This window comes from Bradyrhizobium cytisi (assembly GCF_008123515.1).
GTDB lineage: Bacteria > Pseudomonadota > Alphaproteobacteria > Rhizobiales > Xanthobacteraceae > Bradyrhizobium > Bradyrhizobium cytisi.
Map to the genome: position 1 here is coordinate 89453 of NZ_VSSR01000023.1, position 20548 is coordinate 110000.

General features: G+C 62.4%; 14 protein-coding genes, 2 tRNA genes, 2 rRNA genes and 1 riboswitch (1 of these 19 only partly in view). Of the genes, 10 read left to right on the forward strand and 8 right to left on the reverse strand.

Features of this window, described 5'->3' with window-relative positions; genetic code table 11:
• Positions 1 to 246: 246 nt before the first annotated feature.
• Positions 247 to 1815 (forward strand): hypothetical protein, encoded by a 1569-nt coding sequence (locus FXB38_RS15350; RefSeq protein ID WP_187434893.1) that lies wholly within the window; start codon positions 247 to 249, stop codon positions 1813 to 1815.
• 40 nt (positions 1816 to 1855) lie between these two features.
• Here the strand turns inward: FXB38_RS15350 and FXB38_RS15355 are convergent, their stop codons facing one another.
• Genes FXB38_RS15355 through FXB38_RS15365 form a run of 3 tightly spaced genes read right to left on the reverse strand, consistent with a single transcriptional unit; the run spans position 1856 to position 4781 of the window.
• Positions 1856 to 2791, reverse strand: coding sequence for a prephenate/arogenate dehydrogenase family protein (locus FXB38_RS15355; protein WP_148751708.1), 936 nt, complete (start codon positions 2789 to 2791; stop codon positions 1856 to 1858).
• Complete coding sequence (locus FXB38_RS15360; protein WP_148751709.1) at positions 2788 to 3885, reverse strand: pyridoxal phosphate-dependent aminotransferase; 1098 nt, start codon at positions 3883 to 3885, stop codon at positions 2788 to 2790. The genes FXB38_RS15355 and FXB38_RS15360 overlap by 4 nt, the downstream gene beginning before the upstream one ends.
• Before the next feature lie 47 nt (positions 3886 to 3932).
• Positions 3933 to 4781, reverse strand: coding sequence for a chorismate mutase (locus tag FXB38_RS15365; RefSeq protein ID WP_148751710.1), 849 nt, complete (start codon positions 4779 to 4781; stop codon positions 3933 to 3935).
• Positions 4782 to 4954: 173 nt separating this feature from the next.
• A riboswitch (SAM riboswitch) is annotated at positions 4955 to 5034 on the forward strand.
• 93 nt (positions 5035 to 5127) lie between these two features.
• On the opposite strand from FXB38_RS15365, the gene metX reads away from it, so the two are divergent.
• Both metX and metW read left to right on the forward strand, forming a co-directional pair.
• Positions 5128 to 6330: a homoserine O-acetyltransferase MetX gene (metX, locus tag FXB38_RS15370; protein ID WP_148751711.1), complete on the forward strand. Its 1203-nt coding sequence runs from the start codon at positions 5128 to 5130 to the stop codon at positions 6328 to 6330.
• A gap of 29 nt (positions 6331 to 6359) precedes the next feature.
• Complete coding sequence (gene metW / locus FXB38_RS15375) at positions 6360 to 7022, forward strand: methionine biosynthesis protein MetW (RefSeq protein ID WP_148751712.1); 663 nt, start codon at positions 6360 to 6362, stop codon at positions 7020 to 7022.
• Between the two features lie 74 nt (positions 7023 to 7096).
• Here metW and FXB38_RS15380 read toward each other — a convergent pair whose 3' ends face one another.
• The gene (locus FXB38_RS15380; RefSeq protein WP_148751713.1) at positions 7097 to 7960 is read right to left on the reverse strand and encodes an alpha/beta fold hydrolase; all 864 of its coding nucleotides are present in this window, start codon (positions 7958 to 7960) and stop codon (positions 7097 to 7099) included.
• A gap of 215 nt (positions 7961 to 8175) precedes the next feature.
• Between FXB38_RS15380 and FXB38_RS15385 the strand changes: the two genes are divergently transcribed.
• Positions 8176 to 8832, forward strand: a complete 657-nt coding sequence (locus FXB38_RS15385; protein WP_148751714.1) for a TIGR02594 family protein — start codon at positions 8176 to 8178, stop codon at positions 8830 to 8832.
• Positions 8833 to 8946: 114 nt separating this feature from the next.
• On the opposite strand, the gene FXB38_RS15390 is transcribed toward FXB38_RS15385, so the two are convergent.
• Positions 8947 to 9735 carry an MOSC domain-containing protein gene (locus tag FXB38_RS15390; protein ID WP_148751715.1) on the reverse strand — a complete coding sequence of 263 codons (789 nt, stop codon included), beginning with the start codon at positions 9733 to 9735 and terminating at the stop codon, positions 8947 to 8949.
• Between the two features lie 243 nt (positions 9736 to 9978).
• On the opposite strand from FXB38_RS15390, the gene clpB reads away from it, so the two are divergent.
• A complete protein-coding gene (clpB, locus tag FXB38_RS15395; RefSeq protein ID WP_148751716.1) occupies positions 9979 to 12618 on the forward strand; it encodes an ATP-dependent chaperone ClpB in 2640 nt (879 codons plus the stop codon).
• Positions 12619 to 12704: 86 nt separating this feature from the next.
• Here the strand turns inward: clpB and FXB38_RS15400 are convergent, their stop codons facing one another.
• Positions 12705 to 12971 (reverse strand): hypothetical protein, encoded by a 267-nt coding sequence (locus FXB38_RS15400; RefSeq protein ID WP_148751717.1) that lies wholly within the window; start codon positions 12969 to 12971, stop codon positions 12705 to 12707.
• 188 nt (positions 12972 to 13159) lie between these two features.
• Between FXB38_RS15400 and FXB38_RS15405 the strand changes: the two genes are divergently transcribed.
• A complete protein-coding gene (locus tag FXB38_RS15405) occupies positions 13160 to 13570 on the forward strand; it encodes a hypothetical protein (protein ID WP_148751718.1) in 411 nt (136 codons plus the stop codon).
• Between the two features lie 55 nt (positions 13571 to 13625).
• On the opposite strand, the gene FXB38_RS15410 is transcribed toward FXB38_RS15405, so the two are convergent.
• Both FXB38_RS15410 and FXB38_RS15415 read right to left on the reverse strand, forming a co-directional pair.
• On the reverse strand, positions 13626 to 13988 hold the full coding sequence (locus FXB38_RS15410; RefSeq protein WP_148751719.1) for an SPW repeat protein: 363 nt from the start codon (positions 13986 to 13988) through the stop codon (positions 13626 to 13628).
• Positions 13989 to 14129: 141 nt separating this feature from the next.
• Entirely contained in the window at positions 14130 to 16193 is a 2064-nt protein-coding gene (locus FXB38_RS15415; protein ID WP_148751720.1) for a M23 family metallopeptidase, read from the reverse strand.
• 1036 nt (positions 16194 to 17229) lie between these two features.
• Here FXB38_RS15415 and FXB38_RS15420 point away from each other — a divergent pair.
• The 4 genes from FXB38_RS15420 to FXB38_RS15435 form a co-directional block, all read left to right on the forward strand.
• Positions 17230 to 18718 (forward strand): 16S ribosomal RNA (locus FXB38_RS15420).
• Between the two features lie 186 nt (positions 18719 to 18904).
• A tRNA-Ile gene (locus FXB38_RS15425) sits at positions 18905 to 18981 on the forward strand.
• A 33-nt stretch (positions 18982 to 19014) separates the two neighbouring features.
• Positions 19015 to 19090, forward strand: a tRNA-Ala gene (locus FXB38_RS15430).
• 424 nt (positions 19091 to 19514) lie between these two features.
• Positions 19515 to 20548: ribosomal RNA gene (locus FXB38_RS15435) — 23S ribosomal RNA — on the forward strand (it continues 1839 nt past the right edge of the window).
• Together the 16S and 23S rRNA genes with 2 tRNA genes alongside form the textbook arrangement of a ribosomal RNA operon.

Genomic DNA, 20548 nt, shown 5'->3' on the forward strand with positions numbered 1-20548 from the left:
TCGACGAATCGTGATGGTCCCGGTCGGGCCCAATGCGCGCTGCATCACGGGCGCGGCAATCGCGCGCGTGCGGATCGGTCGAGCGGCGAAAATATTCCGGACATGATCGTCAGGAAAACGTGACGCAGAAGATGCGCAGGCCTGCGAATAACTGCTCGCCCATTCGCATCACTCCACACCAGGGAAGCATGCACGCGCCGGGGGCGCAACCAACAGCACCTGCTTCCCAAGTGGAGGGAGGCTTACGTGCGGATCATCAACTGCGGACTGATGCTGGGACTACTCGCTGCCTGTTCGGGACAGGCGCGTGCCGACGACAATGTCACAACCGAAATCCAGGCGCTGAAGACCAAGCTGAAGGAGCTGCAGCAGAAGGTGGATTCGGAGGCGCGTAAGACGCGTCAGGTCGAAGTGCAGGCCAAAGCCATGCCGATGCCGGGGACCTACAAGGCGCTGCCCGTCGAGGCATGTGCGGGCGGCAAGATCTGCTACAAGGGCGTCACGCTGACATTCGGCGGCTGGGTCGATCTCACCGGCATCTACCGTTCCCGCAACATCGCCTCCGACACCGGCTCGGTCTACAATTTCATTCCCTATCAGCAGAGCCACAATTTCTACTTCCCGGAGACGCGGTTCTCCGCGCGCCAGAGCCGGTTCTCGGTGCTGGCCGAAGGCAATGCCGATGCCGATACGCATCTCGCGGGCTACGGCGAAATCGACTTCGAGGGCGCGGCGCAGACGGCGAGCTCGGTTGCCACCAACTCCTTCAATCCGCGGATGCGGCAGCTCAGTCTCGAGCTCGACCGGACCGATCTCGGCCTGCACTTCCTCGCCGGCCAATCCTGGTCGCTGAACGCGCCGACCAAGACGGGCATCGATCCTCGCGGCGTCGACGCGCCCGGCGTGATCGACTTCGAATCCGTTCCGGGATTTCTGGCGGCACGCCAGCCAGGTCTGCGCGTCTGGAAGGATCTCGGGCCCGAGTTCAAGCTCGCCGCGTCGGTCGAGAATCCGCAGACCGCTTTCTTCGGCGGCAATACGCCGACGGTCGGTACGCCCGCGGCCGGTCCGCAGGGTGTGCTCAATCCGAACCTCCAGGTCAATCTGACCGGGCCGGGCGGCAGCTTCTTCAACAACCTCAACAATGTCAGCTTGAACCAGGTGCCCGACGTCACCGTCAAGGCGGCGTGGGACCCGCGGCTCGGGCCCTACAAGCTGCATGTCGAGGCCTGGGCGCTCTATCGCCAGCTGTTCGATCGCTTCAATGGCGCCAACCACGGCTACGACACCGGCAGCTTCGGCGGCCACGTCTTCGCCGAGCTGATTCCGAAGACCCTCGACCTCCAGCTCTACGGCGCGCATGGCGTGCTCGGCCGCTTCACGGCGACGCCGTTCCCCGATGCGGCGGTGGCGCAGGACGGCACGGTGCTGCCGCTGACGATCACGGCGGCCGCGGTCGGCCTGATCTGGCACGCGACGCCGAGCCTCGATGTCTACAGCTACGCCGGTCTGGAAAAGGCCAAGGCCAGTTTTGCCAATGTCGGGATCACTCCGTTCGGCTACGGCAATCCGCTCTACAACAACACCGGCTGCTTCACCGAGAACACGCCGGCCGCGACCTGTAACGGCAACACCAGGGAAGTCCGGCAGATCACCGCCGGCATCTACGACACCATCTACCAGGGCAACTACGGCACGCTGAAAGCGGGCGTGCAGTATTCCTACACGCAGCGGTTCGCCTTCGCCGGTGTCGGCGGCGCGCCCAAGACCGACGACAACATCGTCATGACGCAGATCCGGTACTATCCGTTCTAGGCAGGGAGCCGCGCTTGCGCCCCATCCGGGTTTACTTCAGCTACGGCTTCTTCAGCGCCGCATGCGGCCGGCCGAAGTCCGGCGCCGCCGAATCCTGGCCGATCTCGACGATGCCGCGGCGGATGGCGCGGGTGCGGGTGAAGTGATCGAACAGCGCCTCGCCGTCGCCGCGACGGATCGCGCGGGTGAGCTTTGCGAGATCCTCGGTGAAGGTGCCGAGCATCTCCAGCACCGCGTCCTTGTTGGCGAGGAAGACGTCGCGCCACATCGTCGGATCGGAGGCCGCGATGCGGGTGAAGTCGCGGAAACCGCCGGCCGAGAACTTGATGACCTCCGATTCCGTCACTTGCTGCAGCTCGTCGGCGGTGCCGACGATGGTGTAGGCGATCAGATGCGGCAGATGGCTGGTGATCGCGAGCACGAGATCATGATGATCCGGCGTCATCACCTCGACCTTGGCACCCATTGCCGCCCAGAAGGCGCGTAAGTGCGCGGTGGCCGCGGCGTCGGTGCCTTCCGGCGGCGTCAAAATGCACCAGCGGTTAATGAAGAGCTCGGCGAAGCCGGAATCCGGGCCCGAATGCTCGGTACCAGCGACCGGATGCGCCGGCACGAAATGAACGTCCTTCGGCAGGTGCGGCGCCATGTCCCTGACGATCGCGCCCTTGACCGAGCCGACGTCGGAAATAACAGCGCCGGGCTTGAGATGCGCAGCAATCTCCTGCGCCACCGGCCCGCAGGCGCCGACAGGAATGCAGAGGATGACGAGATCGGCATCCTTCACCGCTTCCGCGTTGGTCGCGACGACCTGGTCGACGATGCCGAGCTCGAGCACCCGCGCGCGGGTCTTCTCCGAGCGCGCGGTGGTGACGATCTCGGAAGCCAGGCCCTGGAGCTTCGCTGCGCGCGCGATCGAGCCGCCGATCAGGCCGAAGCCGATCAGCGCGACGCGCTGGAAGTGCGGGTCCATGCTCATTTGCCGGCCATGAAGTCGCGCAAGGCCTCGGCGACGAGGCGGTTGGCCTCCTCGGTGCCGATGGTCATGCGCAGCGAATGCGGTAGGCCGTAGTTTTTCAACGCGCGCAGCACCAGGCCCCGCTTGGTGAGATACGCATCGGCGTCGTCAGAGGTCTTGCCCTTGTCGGTCGGGAAGTGGATCAGCACGAAATTGGCGACGCCCGGCGTCACCTTGAGCCCGGTCTTGGTGATCTCCTCGGACAGCCAGTTGCGCCAGGTCTCGGTGAACTGCTTCGACATCGCCTGGTGCGCGGTGTCCTCGATCGCGGCGACCGCGGCGTACATCGCCGGGGTCGACACGTTGAACGGACCGCGGATGCGGTTGACCGCGTCGATGATGTGCTCAGGGCCGAACATCCAGCCGATGCGCAGCGCGGCGAGGCCGTGGATCTTGGAGAAGGTGTGCGTCACCACCGTATTCTCTGTGGTGGCGACGAGCTCGATCCCCATCTCGTAGTCGTTGCGCGAGACGTAGTCGCAATAGGCGGCGTCCAGCACCAGCAGCACGTGCGACGGCAGGCCGGCGCGCAGGCGCTTGACCTCGTCGAACGGGATATAGGTGCCGGTCGGGTTGTTGGGATTGGCGAGCCAGACCAGCTTCGTCTTCGGCGTCACCGCCTTGAGGATGGCGTCGACGTCGCAGGTCAGGTTCTTCTCCGCCGCGACCACGTTCCTGGCGCCGACCGCCATGGTCGCGATCGGGTAGACCAGGAAGCCGTGCGTGGTCGAGATCGCCTCGTCGCCGTGGCTGAGATAGGTGTGGGCGAGCAGGTTGAGGATCTCGTCCGAGCCGGCGCCGCAGATGATGCGGTTCGGATCGAGCCCGAAAGAACGGCCGATCGCCTCGCGCAGCACACGCGAGGTGCCTTCCGGATAGTCTTCCAGATGATCTGCGACGCGCTTGAAGGCCTCGATTGCCTTGGGCGAAGGTCCGAACGGCGTCTCGTTGGCCGAGAGCTTGAATACCTTGCGGCCCGGCTCCGCGACCGGGCTCTTGCCGGGCGTGTAGGGCGCAATATCGAGAATGCCGGGATTCGGCACGGGGCGGGACATCTTCAACTCCGGATAGGCCAAGTCTGCTCGCGACGTCTGTTCGCGATTTACGATTTCGACCCGGTCGGGGGCACCGTATAGCGCGTTGCGTGGCTGCCGACGAGGGCCGTGGAGCGCACCGAGGCCCCTGCTTCGATCAGGGCTGCCTTGATTTTGTCGATGCTGGTCGCGCTCGTGACCGAGACCAGCAGCGCCGCGCCGTCGAAGGCGGTATCGGGCACCGCCACGATCTCGGCGAGCGGCGACAGGGCGCGTGCGACCTCGGCGTTCCACCCGGATACCCGCACGCTGAAGGTCTCGACCTCCGTCACCACGGCGCTGTCGGCGACGCGAGAGACCGCGAAAACGGGCAGCGCGGCCGGATGGTCGGCACGCTCGACGAAGGGCAGCCGCGCGATGATCTTTGGCGCGCCGTCCGCTTCCAGCTCCAGCCACCACGGCGTGCGGCTCGAGGTCGCCGAGACCAGCGCCAGATCGCCCTTGGACTTCGCCACCGCTTCGACCGCGGCCTGCGCGCTGAAATGCGCGACGTAAGGAACCGTGAAGCCGAAATGGAAGCGCACGGAATCGCGCATTGCCGGCTCGCTGACCGAGATGTCGGCATGCACTGAGAACGGCGCCTGGACATAGGTGAAAGTGGAGATGATGACGCGCCAGATGCTCTCGACCGTGTCGAGCGGCAGGATGCCGCGATGACGTTGCACGATGTCACGCATCATGGAGGCTTCGCGCGCCGGGCGGAACGCCGAGCCGACCTCCTGGGTCTGCTTCACCTGGATCAGGCGGTCGATGATGTCGGCGCGCTGCATCAGCAGGCGATGCATGCCCTCGTCGATTGCGTCGATCTCCTTGCGCAATTCCTGGAGTGATGGTGGCGCGGGCGGACGTTGGGACATATCTGCGACGTGCTGTTGAGAGGCTGTGGTCGAGGTTCTGATTAGGCAGGATGGGCGGCGAAAGCAAAGAGAAATGCAAAGAGAAGTCAGGCCCGCGTCGGCTGGCAGCACGGGAGCGAATTTGGCTCATCCGAACCGCGACTTGACGAAAAGCGCCCAAGCCGGTAGGTTTTTGCCTGTTCCGTGGTCATTTGAGCCGGCCGGCTTGCAGCCACGTTAAAAAACTCGCTAAACAGGCCGGGGACACTTCCGATCCCGGCCGAACCTATCGTTCAGGCCGGGTTTTTCATGGCCTGATGTCAGTCGCGATCTGAAGTCCGATCGCAAACGAGGTCGATGGTCAGAGATGGTTGGCGTCAAGTCTGTCCCCAGTCCCGCGATCAGTGCCGACGATCGGTCGCATGAGGTCGATCATCCGAGTTCGGAGGTCGCGCAGTTCGGCGCCGACCAGCCGCTGCGGCTCGATTGCGGCATCGATCTCACCCCGTTCCAGATCGCCTACAAGACCTATGGCGAGCTCAACGCCGATCGGTCCAACGCCGTGCTGATCTGCCATGCGCTGACCGGCGATCAGCACGTCGCCAATGTGCACCCCGTCACCGGCAAGTCCGGCTGGTGGGAGACGCTGGTCGGCCCCGGCCGTCCGCTCGATCCCAGCCGCTACTTCATCATCTGCTCCAACGTGATCGGCGGCTGCATGGGCTCGACCGGGCCGGCCTCGATCAACCCCGCCACCGGCAAGGTGTGGGGCCTGGATTTCCCCGTCATCACCATCCCCGACATGGTGCGGGCGCAGGCGATGCTGATCGACCGGCTCGGCATCGACACGCTGTTCGCGGTCGTCGGCGGCTCGATGGGTGGCATGCAGGTGCTGCAATGGACTGCGGCCTATCCCAAGCGCGTCTACTCGGCGCTGGCGATTGCCTGTTCGACGCGGCACTCGGCACAGAACATCGCCTTCCACGAGCTCGGTCGTCAGGCCGTGATGGCCGATCCCGATTGGCACAATGGCGCCTACGCCGATCAGGGCATCCATCCGCATCGCGGCCTCGCGGTCGCGCGCATGGCTGCACACATCACCTATCTCTCGGACGCCGCGCTGCATCGCAAGTTTGGCCGCCGCATGCAGGACCGCGAGCTGCCGACCTTCTCGTTCGATGCCGATTTCCAGGTCGAGTCCTATTTGCGCTACCAGGGCTCGTCCTTTGTCGAGCGTTTCGACGCCAACTCCTATCTCTATCTCACGCGCGCGATGGACTATTTCGACATCGCCGGCGATCACGGCGGCGTGCTGGCAAAGGCGTTCGCCGGAATCGAGACGCGCTTCTGCGTGGTCTCCTTCACCAGCGACTGGCTGTTCCCGACCTCGGAATCGCGTGCGCTGGTGCATGCGCTGAATGCGTCGAGTGCGCGGGTGTCGTTCGCCGAGATAGAGACCGATCGCGGCCACGACGCCTTCCTGCTCGACGTGCCTGAATTCTTCGACATCTCCCGCGCCTTCCTGCAATCGGCAGGCAAGGCGCGCGGGCTCACCGGCAAGAATGACTGACCAGGAATGACCGACAAGGACGGCTAGCGATGTCTGTACAGGAAGTGCTGCCGCTCAACGGCCTCGCTGCGGAGCAGTCCGGCCCGTTTCGCGCCGACCATCTGCTGGTCGCCGAGATGGTCAAGCCGGGCTCGAAAGTGCTCGACGTCGGCTGCGGCGAGGGCGATCTGCTTCAGTTGCTGGAGACCCGCGGCATCGACGGCCGCGGCATCGAGCTGTCGCGCGCGGGCGTCAACCGCTGCGTGGCAAAAGGCCTCGCGGTGGTGCAGGGCGACGCCGACACCGACCTCGTCAACTATCCCGACGACGCCTTCGACTATGTGATCCTGTCGCAGACGCTGCAGGCGACGCGCCAGCCCAAGGTCGTGCTGGAGAATCTTCTGCGCATCGGCCGCCGCGCCATCGTGTCGTTCCCCAATTTCGGCTTCTGGCGGATGCGCCTGCAGCTCCTGGTCGGCGGCCACATGCCGCGCACGGAGAATCTGCCGGCGAGCTGGTACGACACCGCCAACATCCATTTCTGCACCATCAAGGATTTCGTCGAGCTCTGCGACACCATCGGCGTCAAGATGGAGCGTGCCGAAGCGCTCGACCTCTACGGCCGTCCGCTGCGGCTGCGATTGCCATGGTGGGTCTGGAATCTGTTCGGCGAGCAGGGCGTGTTTTTGCTGAGCCGCGGGCAGGGGAAGTAATTTATCGTCATTGCGAGCGCAGCGAAGCAATCCAGNNCGCTCGCAATGACGGAGTGCGAGCCAACGCCTTCGCCCTAATGCGCCGCCGCCGACCTTGGGTCGCGCACCGGCCACCGTCCCGCTTCCACCAGCGTCACGAACCGCTCCACGCTCGCGTTGAACAGCGCGGGCTCTTCGAGATTGAGCACGTGACCGGACTTCGGAAACATCGCGAGCCCCGCTGCCGGCAGATGCTTCTTCAGGAACAGGCTAGCCCCCACACACGGATCATCCTCGTCGCCGCAGATGATCAATGCCGGCGTTGCCACGCCTCTGATCGCATCCGTCATGGTGTAGATCGAGGGACGGCCGCCCTGGAAGCCGCGCATGGTGTTGGCCGAACCCTTGGAATCGTGCCGCGCCAGCGCGGCGTAAAAATCGGCGTGGCCGCGCGGGTCCTTCACCAGGAATGGAATCCGGCTCGGCGCCTCGCGGGTGACTTTTGCGACCTCGGCGGAGCCGAGCGCCTCGAATTGCTCGGCATTGGCACGGCACTGCTTGCGCCAATTGTCGAGATTCTCGATCTCCGAGCCGGAGCCGACGCCGGCAAGCGTCATCGACAGTGCGCGCTGCGGCGCGTTCAATCCGATCTGGAGCGATGAATAGGCGCCCATCGACAGACCGACGAGATGCGCGCGCTCGATCCTGAGATGATCGAGCACCGCGAGCGCGTCGGTGTAGAAATGTTCGTAGCTGTAGACCTCACCCGCCGGCACATCAGATGGCGTGTAGCCGCGCGCGGAATAAGTGATGCAGCGGTGGCCGCGCGAGAAGTAACGCATCTGCGGCTCCCAATTGGAGTAGTCGGCCGCGAACTCGTGCAGAAAAAGTATCGGCGTTCCCTGACCCGATTCTTCAAAATAGATGCGGACGTTGTCCCTGGTCGTGGCACGGGGCATTAACCGTTTCCCTCTCTTCAAGTCGTGAGTTCAGAATCGCAGTTAATGCTGTTGTCCGCAATGAGGCAGCCTCGAGCCAGCACTGACGCAAGATCATCGCAGCTATTCGCGGCCGCGGCGTCTTTTTCTCGCCACATCGGGCGGCTTAACGGCCAGACGGATGTCGGCCACCGCAGGGGCCGATTGGAAGTGGGGGTGTCAACGAAGGATGAAGAATGTTCGAGTTGTTTGCGTCTCGCCTGTCGCGTTGTGTTGTCGCGCTGGCGCTTTTCTTCGCGGCGGTCGCCGCAGTGTCGTCTCCGGCCTCAGCGCGGCCGCATCATCGTCATAGCGCAGAGCGGCACGCCTACGTGCATCACGCCAGACATCATCATTATCGCCACGATGCACGCAGCTCGCGCTTCGAGCGCAGCGCGGTGCAGTTGCAGGCGAGCGGCTTTGCCGACACTCAGGCGAGTTACAATCCGAACGCCAATAGCGGCGGCATGGCCAATAACGGCATGGCTGCAAGCGGTGGCTTCGGTGGCGGGTCGGGTCTCGTCTCCGAGGCGCGCCGCTACATCGGCGGCAATCCGACCGGTCGCGGCAGCTTGTGGTGCGCGCGCTTCATGAACATGGTGCTGCAGCACACCGGCCAACAGGGCACCGGCTCCGACATGGCGAATTCGTTCGCGCATTACGGCACGCGTGTCTCCGGTCCGCAGGTCGGCGCCATCGCGGTGATGGGGCGGCGCGGCGGCGGTCATGTCGGCATCATCACCGGCGTCGACGCGCAGGGGAATCCGATCATGATCTCCGGCAACAACGGCAACCGCGTCCGCGAGGCGCCGATCTCGCGCGGCCGGATCTATGCGTATGTGATGCCGAACTAACGACCGTCATTGCGAGCGAAGCGAAGCAATCCAGAATTCCTCCGCAGAAATAGTCTGGATTGCTTCGTCGCAAGTGCTCCTCGCAATGACGGAGTGTGTTGAGTCGGTGCTAGCTCATACCAGTCTCGGCTGCTCGACCGCAACCTTATCACCCACGCCGATCTCGCCGTCAGCGATCACCTCGGCATAGATGCCGCAATCCATGTGGCCGAGATTGCGCGACAGCGTCGGTGGTATCTCGAGATCGCGTATGGCCGTCTGGGGATCGACGTTGACGGCCGGGCAGCGGACGATGCGCTTGACCACCTTTAGCCGGGCCTGCCCGATCGCAAGCGTCTCTCCGACCAGGTCGAGCTCGGACCACGCCGGCCAGCCCTTCACGTAAAAATTGGCGCGGAAGCGCAGGGGATTGACGGCAATACCGCCGAGCATGGTCTCGATGGCGCGAACGCTGTTGAGATTGATGATGGAGACGACCTTGCGGGCGACGTCGGAAAAGCTGTGGCCGTGGCCGGACAGCACCTTGGGCGGACCCTTCAGCTCCGGCTGGAAATTCTCCGTGAAGTAGCCCTCGATGGCGGCGCGCCCCGCCGCGCTCTCGAGATCGCCGCTGGCGACGATCCGGCCGTCCTTGCGGATGGTGAGGCTGTTGGTCGCGTCCTCGAAACGGCTGTCGAGGGACGCCAGCCGCTCATTGCGGGCCAGCATCAGAAACTGGATTTTCGGCTTCCACTCCGGAGCCTTCGGGTCGAACCCGCTCGGGCCGTTCTCGATGGCGTAGCGGCGGTCGGCGGGGAGGGTCTGGCCGGTCCGCAACGGGACCCGGGCCAGGGATTCCGGCGTCAGGCCCTTGATCGGGTAGCGGTAGAGACCGGTGATTTCGGCAGTCTGGCTGGTTGTCATAGGCCTACTTAGGGGATTCGCTCCGTGCCCGCCAAGCCGGCCGATCAGCGCACGAAATTGTGAACGTTCCTCTTCCGATCCGAGGGCACGCCTCCCACATCTGGATCAGGCCGGCGCCAGCGTCGGCTGATAACGACCGCTGATGCGTTGAGGAATGTCAACGCGATCAGCGGAAACCCAATGAAGATGCCGTTTGGGGTGCCTTAGAGGGCCCCAGGGGCAGGCCGAGGGAAAGAAAAGACCATGAATATCGAGAAGTATACTGAACGCTCCAGGGGCTTCATCCAGTCCGCGCAGTCGCTTGCGATGCGCGAAGGGCATCAGCAATTTTCGACCCTGCACGTCCTGAAGGTGCTGCTGGACGACAATGAGGGGCTGGCTGCCGGTCTGATCGACCGCGCCGGCGGCAATTCCCGCGCAATTCTGAAGGCGACCGAGGACGCCCTCAACAAGGTGCCGAAGGTCAGTGGCGGCGGTGCCGGCCAGATCTATCTGGCGCCCGAGCTCGCTCGCACTTTCGATGCGGCCGAAAAGGCCGGCGAGAAGGCCGGCGACAGCTTTGTCACCGTCGAGCGGCTCTTGCTCGGGCTCGCACTGGAGAAGGCCAGTGAGGCCGGCGCAATCCTCGCCAAGGGCGGCGTCACTCCGCAAAATCTCAATGCCGCGATCGAGGCGCTGCGCAAGGGCCGCACGGCCGACAGCGCGACCGCCGAGAACGCCTATGACGCGCTGAAGAAATATGCCCGCGACCTGACCCAGGCTGCGCGCGACGGCAAGCTCGACCCGGTCATCGGCCGCGACGAGGAGATCCGCCGCACCATCCAGGTGCTGTCGCGCCGGACCAAGAACAATCCCGTCCTGATCGGCGAGCCCGGCGTCGGCAAGACCGCCATCGCCGAGGGCCTCGCGCTGCGCATCGTCAATGGCGACGTGCCCGAGAGCCTCAAGGACAAGAGGCTGCTGTCGCTCGATTTGGGCGCGCTAATTGCGGGTGCGAAATACCGCGGTGAGTTCGAGGAGCGGCTGAAGGCCGTGCTCCAGGAGGTCACTGGGAGCGACGGCAATTTCGTCCTGTTCATCGATGAGATGCACACGCTGATCGGCGCGGGCAAGGGCGATGGCGCGATGGACGCCTCCAACCTGCTCAAGCCTGCGCTTGCGCGCGGCGAGCTGCACTGCATCGGCGCGACCACGCTCGACGAGTACCGCAAGCACGTCGAGAAGGATGCGGCGCTGGCGCGGCGCTTCCAGCCGATCTTCGTCAGCGAGCCTTCGGTCGAGGACACGATCTCGATCCTGCGCGGCCTGAAGGACAAGTACGAGCAGCACCATGGCGTGCGGATCACCGATTCCGCACTCGTGGCGGCGACGACGTTGTCCAATCGCTACATCACCGACCGCTTCCTGCCGGACAAGGCGATCGACCTCGTGGACGAGGCGGCCGCGCGGCTGAAGATGCAGGTTGATTCCAAGCCGGAAGAGCTGGATTCGCTGGACCGCGAGATCATCCGGCTCAAGATCGAGCAGGAGGCGCTCAAGAAGGAAACCGACCTCGGCTCCAAGTCGCGTCTCGAAACGCTCCAGAAGGAGCTCGCCGACCTTGAGGAGAAATCTGCGTCGCTGACCGCGCGTTGGAGCGCCGAAAAGAGCAAGCTCTCCGACGCCCAGAAGCTCAAGTCCGAGCTGGACGCGCTGCGCGTGGATCTCGCCGACGCGCAGCGGCGCGGCGAATTCCAGAAGGCTGGCGAGCTAGCCTATGGCCGGATCCCGCAGCTCGAGAAGCAGCTCGCCGAGATCGAGGCGCGTGAAGGCTCCGGCGAGATGATGGAGGAGGCTGTTACCGCCGACCACGTCGCGCAGGTGGTCTCGCGCTGGACCGGCGTGCCGGTCGACAAGATGCTGGAGGGCGAGAAGGAGAAGCTCCTGAGGATGGAGGAGCAGCTCGGACAGCGTGTCGTCGGCCAAGCCGAGGCCGTGCGTGCAGTCGCGACCGCCGTGCGACGTTCGCGCGCAGGCCTGCAGGATCCGAACCGGCCGACCGGCTCGTTCATGTTCTTAGGTCCCACCGGCGTCGGCAAGACCGAGCTGACCAAGGCGCTCGCCGAGTATCTCTTCAACGACGAGACCGCGATGGTCCGCCTCGACATGTCCGAATACATGGAGAAGCACTCGGTCTCGCGGCTGATCGGCGCGCCTCCGGGCTATGTCGGTTACGACGAGGGCGGCGCGCTCACCGAAGCGGTGCGGCGCCGGCCTTATCAGGTCGTGCTGTTCGACGAGATCGAGAAAGCGCATCCGGACGTCTTCAACGTCCTGTTGCAGGTGCTCGATGACGGCCGCCTGACCGATGGCCAGGGCCGTACCGTCGATTTCCGCAACACGCTGATCATCATGACCTCGAACCTCGGTTCGGAGTATTTGGTGAATCAACCCGAGGGCGAAGACACCTCTGCCGTGCGTGAGCAGGTGATGGGGATGGTCCGGGCACATTTCCGTCCCGAGTTCCTGAACCGCGTCGACGAGATCATCCTGTTCCATCGCCTGCAGAGGAGCGAGATGGGCCGGATCGTCGAGATCCAGTTCGCGCGGCTGCAGAAGCTGCTGACCGATCGCAAGATCGTGCTGACGCTCGACGCTTCGGGGCGCGACTGGCTCGCGGCCAAGGGCTGGGATCCCGCCTACGGGGCTCGCCCGTTGAAGCGGGTGGTGCAGCGCTATCTCCAGGATCCGCTCGCCGAGATGATCCTGGCCGGCGACGTCCGGGATGGCGATACGGTCGCGATCTCGTCCGAAGGCAACGTGCTGACCTTCAACGGCAAGGCGTCGCAAACCGCCGAGATCGCCCGGTTCGAGGCGCCGGTACCGAAGCGCAAGCTGAACTGATCGTCGCGATCACGGCAGAACGGAAAGCGCCCTGGAGAGGCCATGCTTCTCCGGGGCGAATTGTTTTGGTCAGCCCGGCCGGCTTGCTAACTGACTGCGGACGCAGAGCCGGGATCGGCCGGACCTTCCTCGTCGCCTTCCTGCTCGAGCTCCGAAAGGATATCCACGAGCTCGCGCACCCGGCCCTGTGCCAACGGACGGAGGTCGTTGATCATGGGCTCGTCGTTGGCGAGCCAAGCCTGGGCCTCGGCAAGCTCCTCGACTGTCGCGCCGGTTCCGATGATCTGTGCAATCGTGACGTCATCAGCTCTGCTGACGGCCTTGACCACGTCGTCACGTGAGAGGCGCTGCATGGATTGTCCTCCTCTTGGTGATATTTAATGAAACTGCTGCGACCGGCGCAGGTTGCCCCACATGGATTCGCCGTTGGACGCACCAATCCGGCGTCGGAGTTGACCGACGTCGCGTCCGATTGTTCCTGTCGGCTGCAAAGGCATTTGCCATGGGTTCCCGGCGAATCCCGCGAGCGTGGGGTATCGCCATGAACAAGGATCTTGTCTCCCGTAACCGACCTGCCTTCGACGAGCTTCATCCAAAGATCTATGGTGCCGCCGTCGGCCTTGTCGCCTGGTTCGCGCTGATGGCTTGGGTACTGTTCGATCGCAGCAGCGATATCAGCCTGTTGCTCGCGTTTGTCAGCCTGTTGTTCCTGGTCGCGGCGGGGATTCCGTGGATATTGTCGCGGGTCTGGAGGCGCCAGGTGTCCGATGAGCCGCATCTCCAGCAGCCCTCGTTGCATGATTGGGAAGCCGGCGACTTCAAGGTTTGGGGTGCAACGCTTCACGGCACCGATGCCGCGATCGACGTCCTGCTGCCGCTCATGGCCGTCTCGTTTGGTCTTACGGCGATCGGAATCGTCTTCGTGATCGTGCGCGCAGCTGCGTTGTCGTAGCGCCGCTCCGATCGTGGCCCCGCCAGCACGTGGGGCGCGGGCGGGGCGCAGTCTGCTAGCGGCTTGCGGTCAGCCGCGGCGGGTTCTGTGACATGATCCAGAGCTCGATGGCGGCAAGCACGGCGACTGCGATGCCGACCACGATGTGGATGGTCATTGCCGTCTTGGCCCCCTGGAAGCCGAGCACCCAAGGCGCAACAAGCGTCCAAAGGCCGACGATCAGATTCAGCCACTCTTCCCACACCGCAAAGGCCGCCAGCGCCGCGATCGCCAGGATCGCAATCACGATGCCCGCGATGTATGCGTTCTGTGAGGCCGCTCCGGCGCCAAAACCGAACATCCAAGGCGAGAAGAACAGGAACGCGCCGAGGATCAGGTTTGCGACGTCGCACAGCTTTGCGTTCGTCCAATTGTCCATGACATCCTCCATTCAGCCCCTGCCTGTCGTGGGAAATCAACCAGTCCGGACCCCGGCCGGTTCCAACCAGATCGAATGCAGAACGGAAGGTTTTGAAGCCGACGCCTGGGGCTTCGGTCGGTTCCCTGACGATCGGGCGGGCTACCGGTTGGTGACCTGGAGCGGCCCACCCGTCGCATCCGACATGCGGGCGATCGCGCCGCCCCGGCCACTCATCATGCCGTCGAGCCGGTCGCGCTCCTTCTCGAAACCTGACAGCATCGGGCCTTCGAGCGAACGGCCGCGCGGCAGCTTCACGCGCATCGGGTCGACGAAGCGGCTGTTGACGAGAATTTCGTAGTGGACGTGGGGGCCGGTCGACTGGCCGGTCGAGCCGACGAAGCCGATGACCTGGCCCTGCCGCACCTTCTTGCCGGGCTCCATGCCCTTGGCGAAGGCCGACATGTGGCCGTAGGCGGTCTCGTAGCCGTTGTTGTGCTTGATACGGACGTATTTGCCGTAACCGCCCTCGAGCTGGGCCTTTTCGATCACGCCGTTGCCGGCGGCGAAAATCGGCGTGCCGTAGGCGGTGGCCCAATCGACGCCGGTGTGCATCTTCACATAGCCGAGGATCGGATGGCGGCGACCGCCGAAGCCGGAGCGCATGATGGCGGTGTTGACGGGCTTACGAACCAGGAATTTCTTCGCGCTCTTGCCGGTCTCGTCATAGTAGTCGACGACGCCGTCGTCGGGGCTCTGATAGCGGTAGTATTTCTTGGTTTCGCCGCCGACCGTGAGCGAGGCGAACAACACCTCGCTCTTGTCGGTCGCCGTCACGCCTTCGTCCTCGCCGGCGTAGAACACGTCGAACGAGTCGCCCGGCTGCACCTTGCGCTGGAAATCGACGTCGTAGGAGTAGATCTTGATCATGTCGTCGATGACAGGCATCGGCACTTTATTGCGCATCGCGGTCTCGTAGATGCTCTGGTAGAGCCGCACGCCGCTGCCGTCATCTTCGTCATCGTCGTCGCTGTTGGCGTTGGCCGCAGCGTCCGCGACGGTGTTCATGCTGGAGACGTCGACCGCGACGTATTTGCCGAGATCGGACAGCGCCGCGATCGCCTCGACCATGGTGTCGTTGGCGACGACGACGCGATAGGGCTGCAGCCGGGCGCCGGGGCTTGCGGGCGCCATCAGGATGCGAAGTTTTTCGCCCTCCTTCAGGCCGCCGTCGCGGCCGCGGGGGCCGAGCGTCGCAGTAATCGATTTGATCTCGTCAGCCGTGGCGCCGAGGTCGCGCAGGACGGACGCGACTGTGTCGCCCTTCTTGACCAAATGGACGCGCTCGCCGTTGGGATTGCCGCCGGTGATCTGCTCCTTGGTCTTCGGCAGCAGCGTGACGTTTTCCGGCACCACGCGGGTCTCGAAGCCGGCATAGGGATCGGACGGCGACACTTCAGTGGCGTAGGCCATCTTCATGTCGGAGGGGCCGCTTGCGCCGGCGATGTCGGCGGTGGCATTGGCAAGTGACGCGTAGCGCACCCCGCCATTGCCGCGCCAATTGGCGGCATCGCGCACCCGCATCAGGATGTCGTCGAGCGCCACAACCGCGGAAATCTTGGCCTTCGGCAGCACCGGCGAGAGGTCCTTGGTGACGAAAGAGACCTCGGCGTCGGGCTCGACGGCTTCAGGATTGTTCGGATCGTCGGTCGCGGTTTTCGGATCGGAGCCGACGTCGGTGAGCATGCGCTGTGCGTTGAACGGCGGGATTTTCGCCGACAGGTCGCTCGTCGTCATCGACAGATTGCCGGCGATCCGGATGAAGGGACGCACGCGCATCACGTCGCGGTTGCCGACGCGGGCGACCGTCGAGACGCGCACGATGTTGCGAGAAGCGGTGGAGTCGTTCGGCGGCGGCAGGCGGTCGCTCTTGTGCAGGGTGGCGGCGCGATCGGCAGCTCCGAATGCACCACGTAGCGCGCCTTCGACCCGCTCCGGCACCTTGGCGAAGGTCATTTCGCCGTCGAGAGATGCGAAAACGGCGCCGCCGATCAGGGCTGCGCCGCAGAGTCCGGTCAGAATTGTGCCGCTGAACCATTGCACCGAGACGCGACGGCGATCGATGACCGCGGCCTCGGAACCGTCGACGGACAGCGGCGGCTCGTGGCCGAGATCGATGATCCCGGTCTCACGCCCATAAGCGCCGCGCGACGTCCTCTGGTTCAACCCAAGTCCCCCAATCCAAGTCCCCAAATCAACGACCCCAGACCCTTCGCCTCGAACCTCTCCCTGGTCGCCCTCTTGCGGGGGGATCGCGGAAAAAGCCGTGCCGCACAGGTGCTCGCGCTCAGTAGGCCCCGATCAGGGCCCGGCCGAAATTACGAACAGCAAGGCAGGTGAAGATCTCTCGATGTCTTTCGAATGTCCGAAGAAGGCTGCGTCATCATCAGATCGCCTTCTCTGGACCCCATGAAAATCGCCGGCAGCCCCCACTGGCATCCCGCGATTCAAGCTTGTCTCTTATCAGAACGCCGCGGGATTGTGGCTCTAGTACGGCGCCTAATACGGAAAAAGTTTCCTGAACGGCCGGGCGCAGGGGCCTTGCGCCGAGGGGCGCCGCAAGCTGCTTGCGGCGTTTCCACCGGGGGCCCCGTCCGGAGCCTCTCCCGAGCCGCTTCCGAGCCCCTCGGGGGCCAAACTTTTTTCAGATTTTTTGCCGGGCGACTTCGCCCCACCGCTTCCACGGCCTTCTAATCGACTGGAATCGCTGGATTATTTTCGACGATCCGCTGTGCGACGATTTGTTGACGATGGGCGTTGACAATCCCGGGCGGGGGGGCCTATAACCCGACCACTGAGCGCGGCGCCGCCGGGTCACTGACCAAGGCGAGCGAACGCGCCACTGATGCTCCTCACCTTGTTGAGTGCACAACAGCCGACACAAATCGGTTGGAGTTCATTCGTCGTCGGTAAGGGTGTCGGAACCCTTCCACTCTGGAAGGTTGGGGCCTCCTGGTCCCGGGCTGTTTGACAAGTGAAGATGAAGAAAGAGAAACGTGGACGGCGGAGTCCTTGCGGGTCTCGCATCTGAAAAGCTTCGGCTTTTCTGATCGGGACCGGACGAAAGACTTCGGCGGTACACGTTTCAAAGGTACACCATCGTTGCCCGCGATGTGAATCGCAGGCAGCTCGTCGATTTCGGTCGACGAAAAATGGTGGGACCTCGTCAAACGTTGTGATCAGCCGGTTCAAAGTTCAAGTCCAACTTGAGAGTTTGATCCTGGCTCAGAGCGAACGCTGGCGGCAGGCTTAACACATGCAAGTCGAGCGGGCGTAGCAATACGTCAGCGGCAGACGGGTGAGTAACGCGTGGGAACATACCTTTTGGTTCGGAACAACACAGGGAAACTTGTGCTAATACCGGATAAGCCCTTACGGGGAAAGATTTATCGCCGAAAGATTGGCCCGCGTCTGATTAGCTAGTTGGTAGGGTAATGGCCTACCAGGGCGACGATCAGTAGCTGGTCTGAGAGGATGATCAGCCACATTGGGACTGAGACACGGCCCAAACTCCTACGGGAGGCAGCAGTGGGGAATATTGGACAATGGGGGCAACCCTGATCCAGCCATGCCGCGTGAGTGATGAAGGCCCTAGGGTTGTAAAGCTCTTTTGTGCGGGAAGATAATGACGGTACCGCAAGAATAAGCCCCGGCTAACTTCGTGCCAGCAGCCGCGGTAATACGAAGGGGGCTAGCGTTGCTCGGAATCACTGGGCGTAAAGGGTGCGTAGGCGGGTTTTTAAGTCAGGGGTGAAATCCTGGAGCTCAACTCCAGAACTGCCTTTGATACTGAAGATCTTGAGTCCGGGAGAGGTGAGTGGAACTGCGAGTGTAGAGGTGAAATTCGTAGATATTCGCAAGAACACCAGTGGCGAAGGCGGCTCACTGGCCCGGTACTGACGCTGAGGCACGAAAGCGTGGGGAGCAAACAGGATTAGATACCCTGGTAGTCCACGCCGTAAACGATGAATGCCAGCCGTTAGTGGGTTTACTCACTAGTGGCGCAGCTAACGCTTTAAGCATTCCGCCTGGGGAGTACGGTCGCAAGATTAAAACTCAAAGGAATTGACGGGGGCCCGCACAAGCGGTGGAGCATGTGGTTTAATTCGACGCAACGCGCAGAACCTTACCAGCCCTTGACATGTCCAGGACCGGTCGCAGAGATGTGACCTTCTCTTCGGAGCCTGGAGCACAGGTGCTGCATGGCTGTCGTCAGCTCGTGTCGTGAGATGTTGGGTTAAGTCCCGCAACGAGCGCAACCCCCGTCCTTAGTTGCTACCATTTAGTTGAGCACTCTAAGGAGACTGCCGGTGATAAGCCGCGAGGAAGGTGGGGATGACGTCAAGTCCTCATGGCCCTTACGGGCTGGGCTACACACGTGCTACAATGGCGGTGACAATGGGACGCTAAGGGGCAACCCTTCGCAAATCTCAAAAAGCCGTCTCAGTTCGGATTGGGCTCTGCAACTCGAGCCCATGAAGTTGGAATCGCTAGTAATCGTGGATCAGCACGCCACGGTGAATACGTTCCCGGGCCTTGTACACACCGCCCGTCACACCATGGGAGTTGGTTTTACCTGAAGACGGTGCGCTAACCAGCAATGGAGGCAGCCGGCCACGGTAGGGTCAGCGACTGGGGTGAAGTCGTAACAAGGTAGCCGTAGGGGAACCTGCGGCTGGATCACCTCCTTTCTAAGGATGGTTCTTCAGAAGCTTGCTTCTATCGAACCGTTTTAGAAACATCAGTGGCCAACGGTCGTCAGGATCGTTGAGCTGCATTGGCGGGATTTCGCCGTCTACGTTTCTCTTTCTTCGCGGACGAACACGCGCTGGGCCTGTATGCGCAGGATCCCTGGTCCTTGACGGGATATGCGTTAGGGGCTTGTAGCTCAGTTGGTTAGAGCGCGCGCTTGATAAGCGTGAGGTCGGAAGTTCAAGTCTTCCCAGGCCCACCACACTCATCGGGTAAGCATTCGTCTTCTGGTTACGGGGCCATAGCTCAGCTGGGAGAGCGCGTGCTTTGCAAGCATGAGGTCGTCGGTTCGATCCCGTCTGGCTCCACCAGATGGTTTGATTGCCGACAAATTGTGTACCTAAATCGTCCGCGAAACATCACTTCGCATCCTGCTAGTCTGGATAGACAGCAGGTTGCGTGATTTCTGACATCGTAAAGAGGAGATCGATCCGAGTTGGATCGTGCAGAAGGTTTCTGCGCGAGACTTCATTATCTCCGGATCATTTCGGCGCTCGCGCGCCTTTCAGTGTGGCTCACAAGGTCGCGTCTGAAAGACATGCGAGTTGTAAATGATCCTTTTAGCGAAGCTTGACCGCCTCGCTATCGGAACGATCTTACGAAGCAAGCTGGTCTTTCTAATCATTGTCCGGCTGCAGATAGCGTTCATCGAGGGCGCGTGCCTTAGAGACTTAGGTTTCTTGGTAATTCTGCAGACAACATTCTGCCGAGTGTGTGGACATTGATAATGAGAGCAATCAAGTGCCTTAAGGGTGTTCGGTGGATGCCTTGGCGCTGAGAGGCGAAGAAGGACGTGCTACGCTGCGATAAGCCGTGGGGAGCTGCGAAGAAGCTTTGATCCGCGGATTTCCGAATGGGGAAACCCACCTTCGATAGCCGGAACTCCAAGACCTCAGTCGAAAGACTGCGGTGTGGGGTTCGACCAGATAATGGAAGATTCCTGGCCTTTAGATTTCGATCGAAGAGGTTTTGGATTTCCGGTTATCAAGAGAAGGTATGAGACTTCTGAATACATAGGAGGTTTCAAGCAAACCCAGGGAACTGAAACATCTAAGTACCTGGAGGAAAGGACATCAACAGAGACTCCGTTAGTAGTGGCGAGCGAACGCGGACCAGGCCAGTGATACATCAAAGACAATCGGAACCAGTCAGGAAAGCTGGGCCTCAGAGGGTGATAGCCCCGTACGAGTAATGCGATGATGTATCCACGAGTAAGGCGGGACACGTGAAATCCTGTCTGAACGCGGGGGGACCACCCTCCAAGCCTAAGTACTCCTCAGCGACCGATAGTGAACCAGTACCGTGAGGGAAAGGTGAAAAGCACCCCGACGAGGGGAGTGAAATAGACCTGAAACCGGACACCTACAAACAGATGGAGCCCAAGATACGTTCTGGGTGACATCGTACCTTTTGTATTATGGGCCAGCGACTTAATTTAACGAGCAAGCTTAAGCCGATAGGCGAAGGCGTAGCGAAAGCGAGTCTGAATAGGGCGCCAAGTTCGTTGTATTAGACCCGAAACCTAGTGATCTAGCCATGAGCAGGTTGAAGGTGAGGTAACACTCACTGGAGGACCGAACGGGTGTCTGTTGAAAAAGACTCCGATGACTTGTGGTTAGGGGTGAAAGGCCAATCAAACTGGGAAATAGCTGGTTCTCCGCGAAAGATATTTAGGTATCGCCTCGGATGAATACCTCAGGGGGTAGAGCACTGGATGGGCTAGGGGGACTTACCGTCTTACCAAACCCAACCAAACTCCGAATACCTGA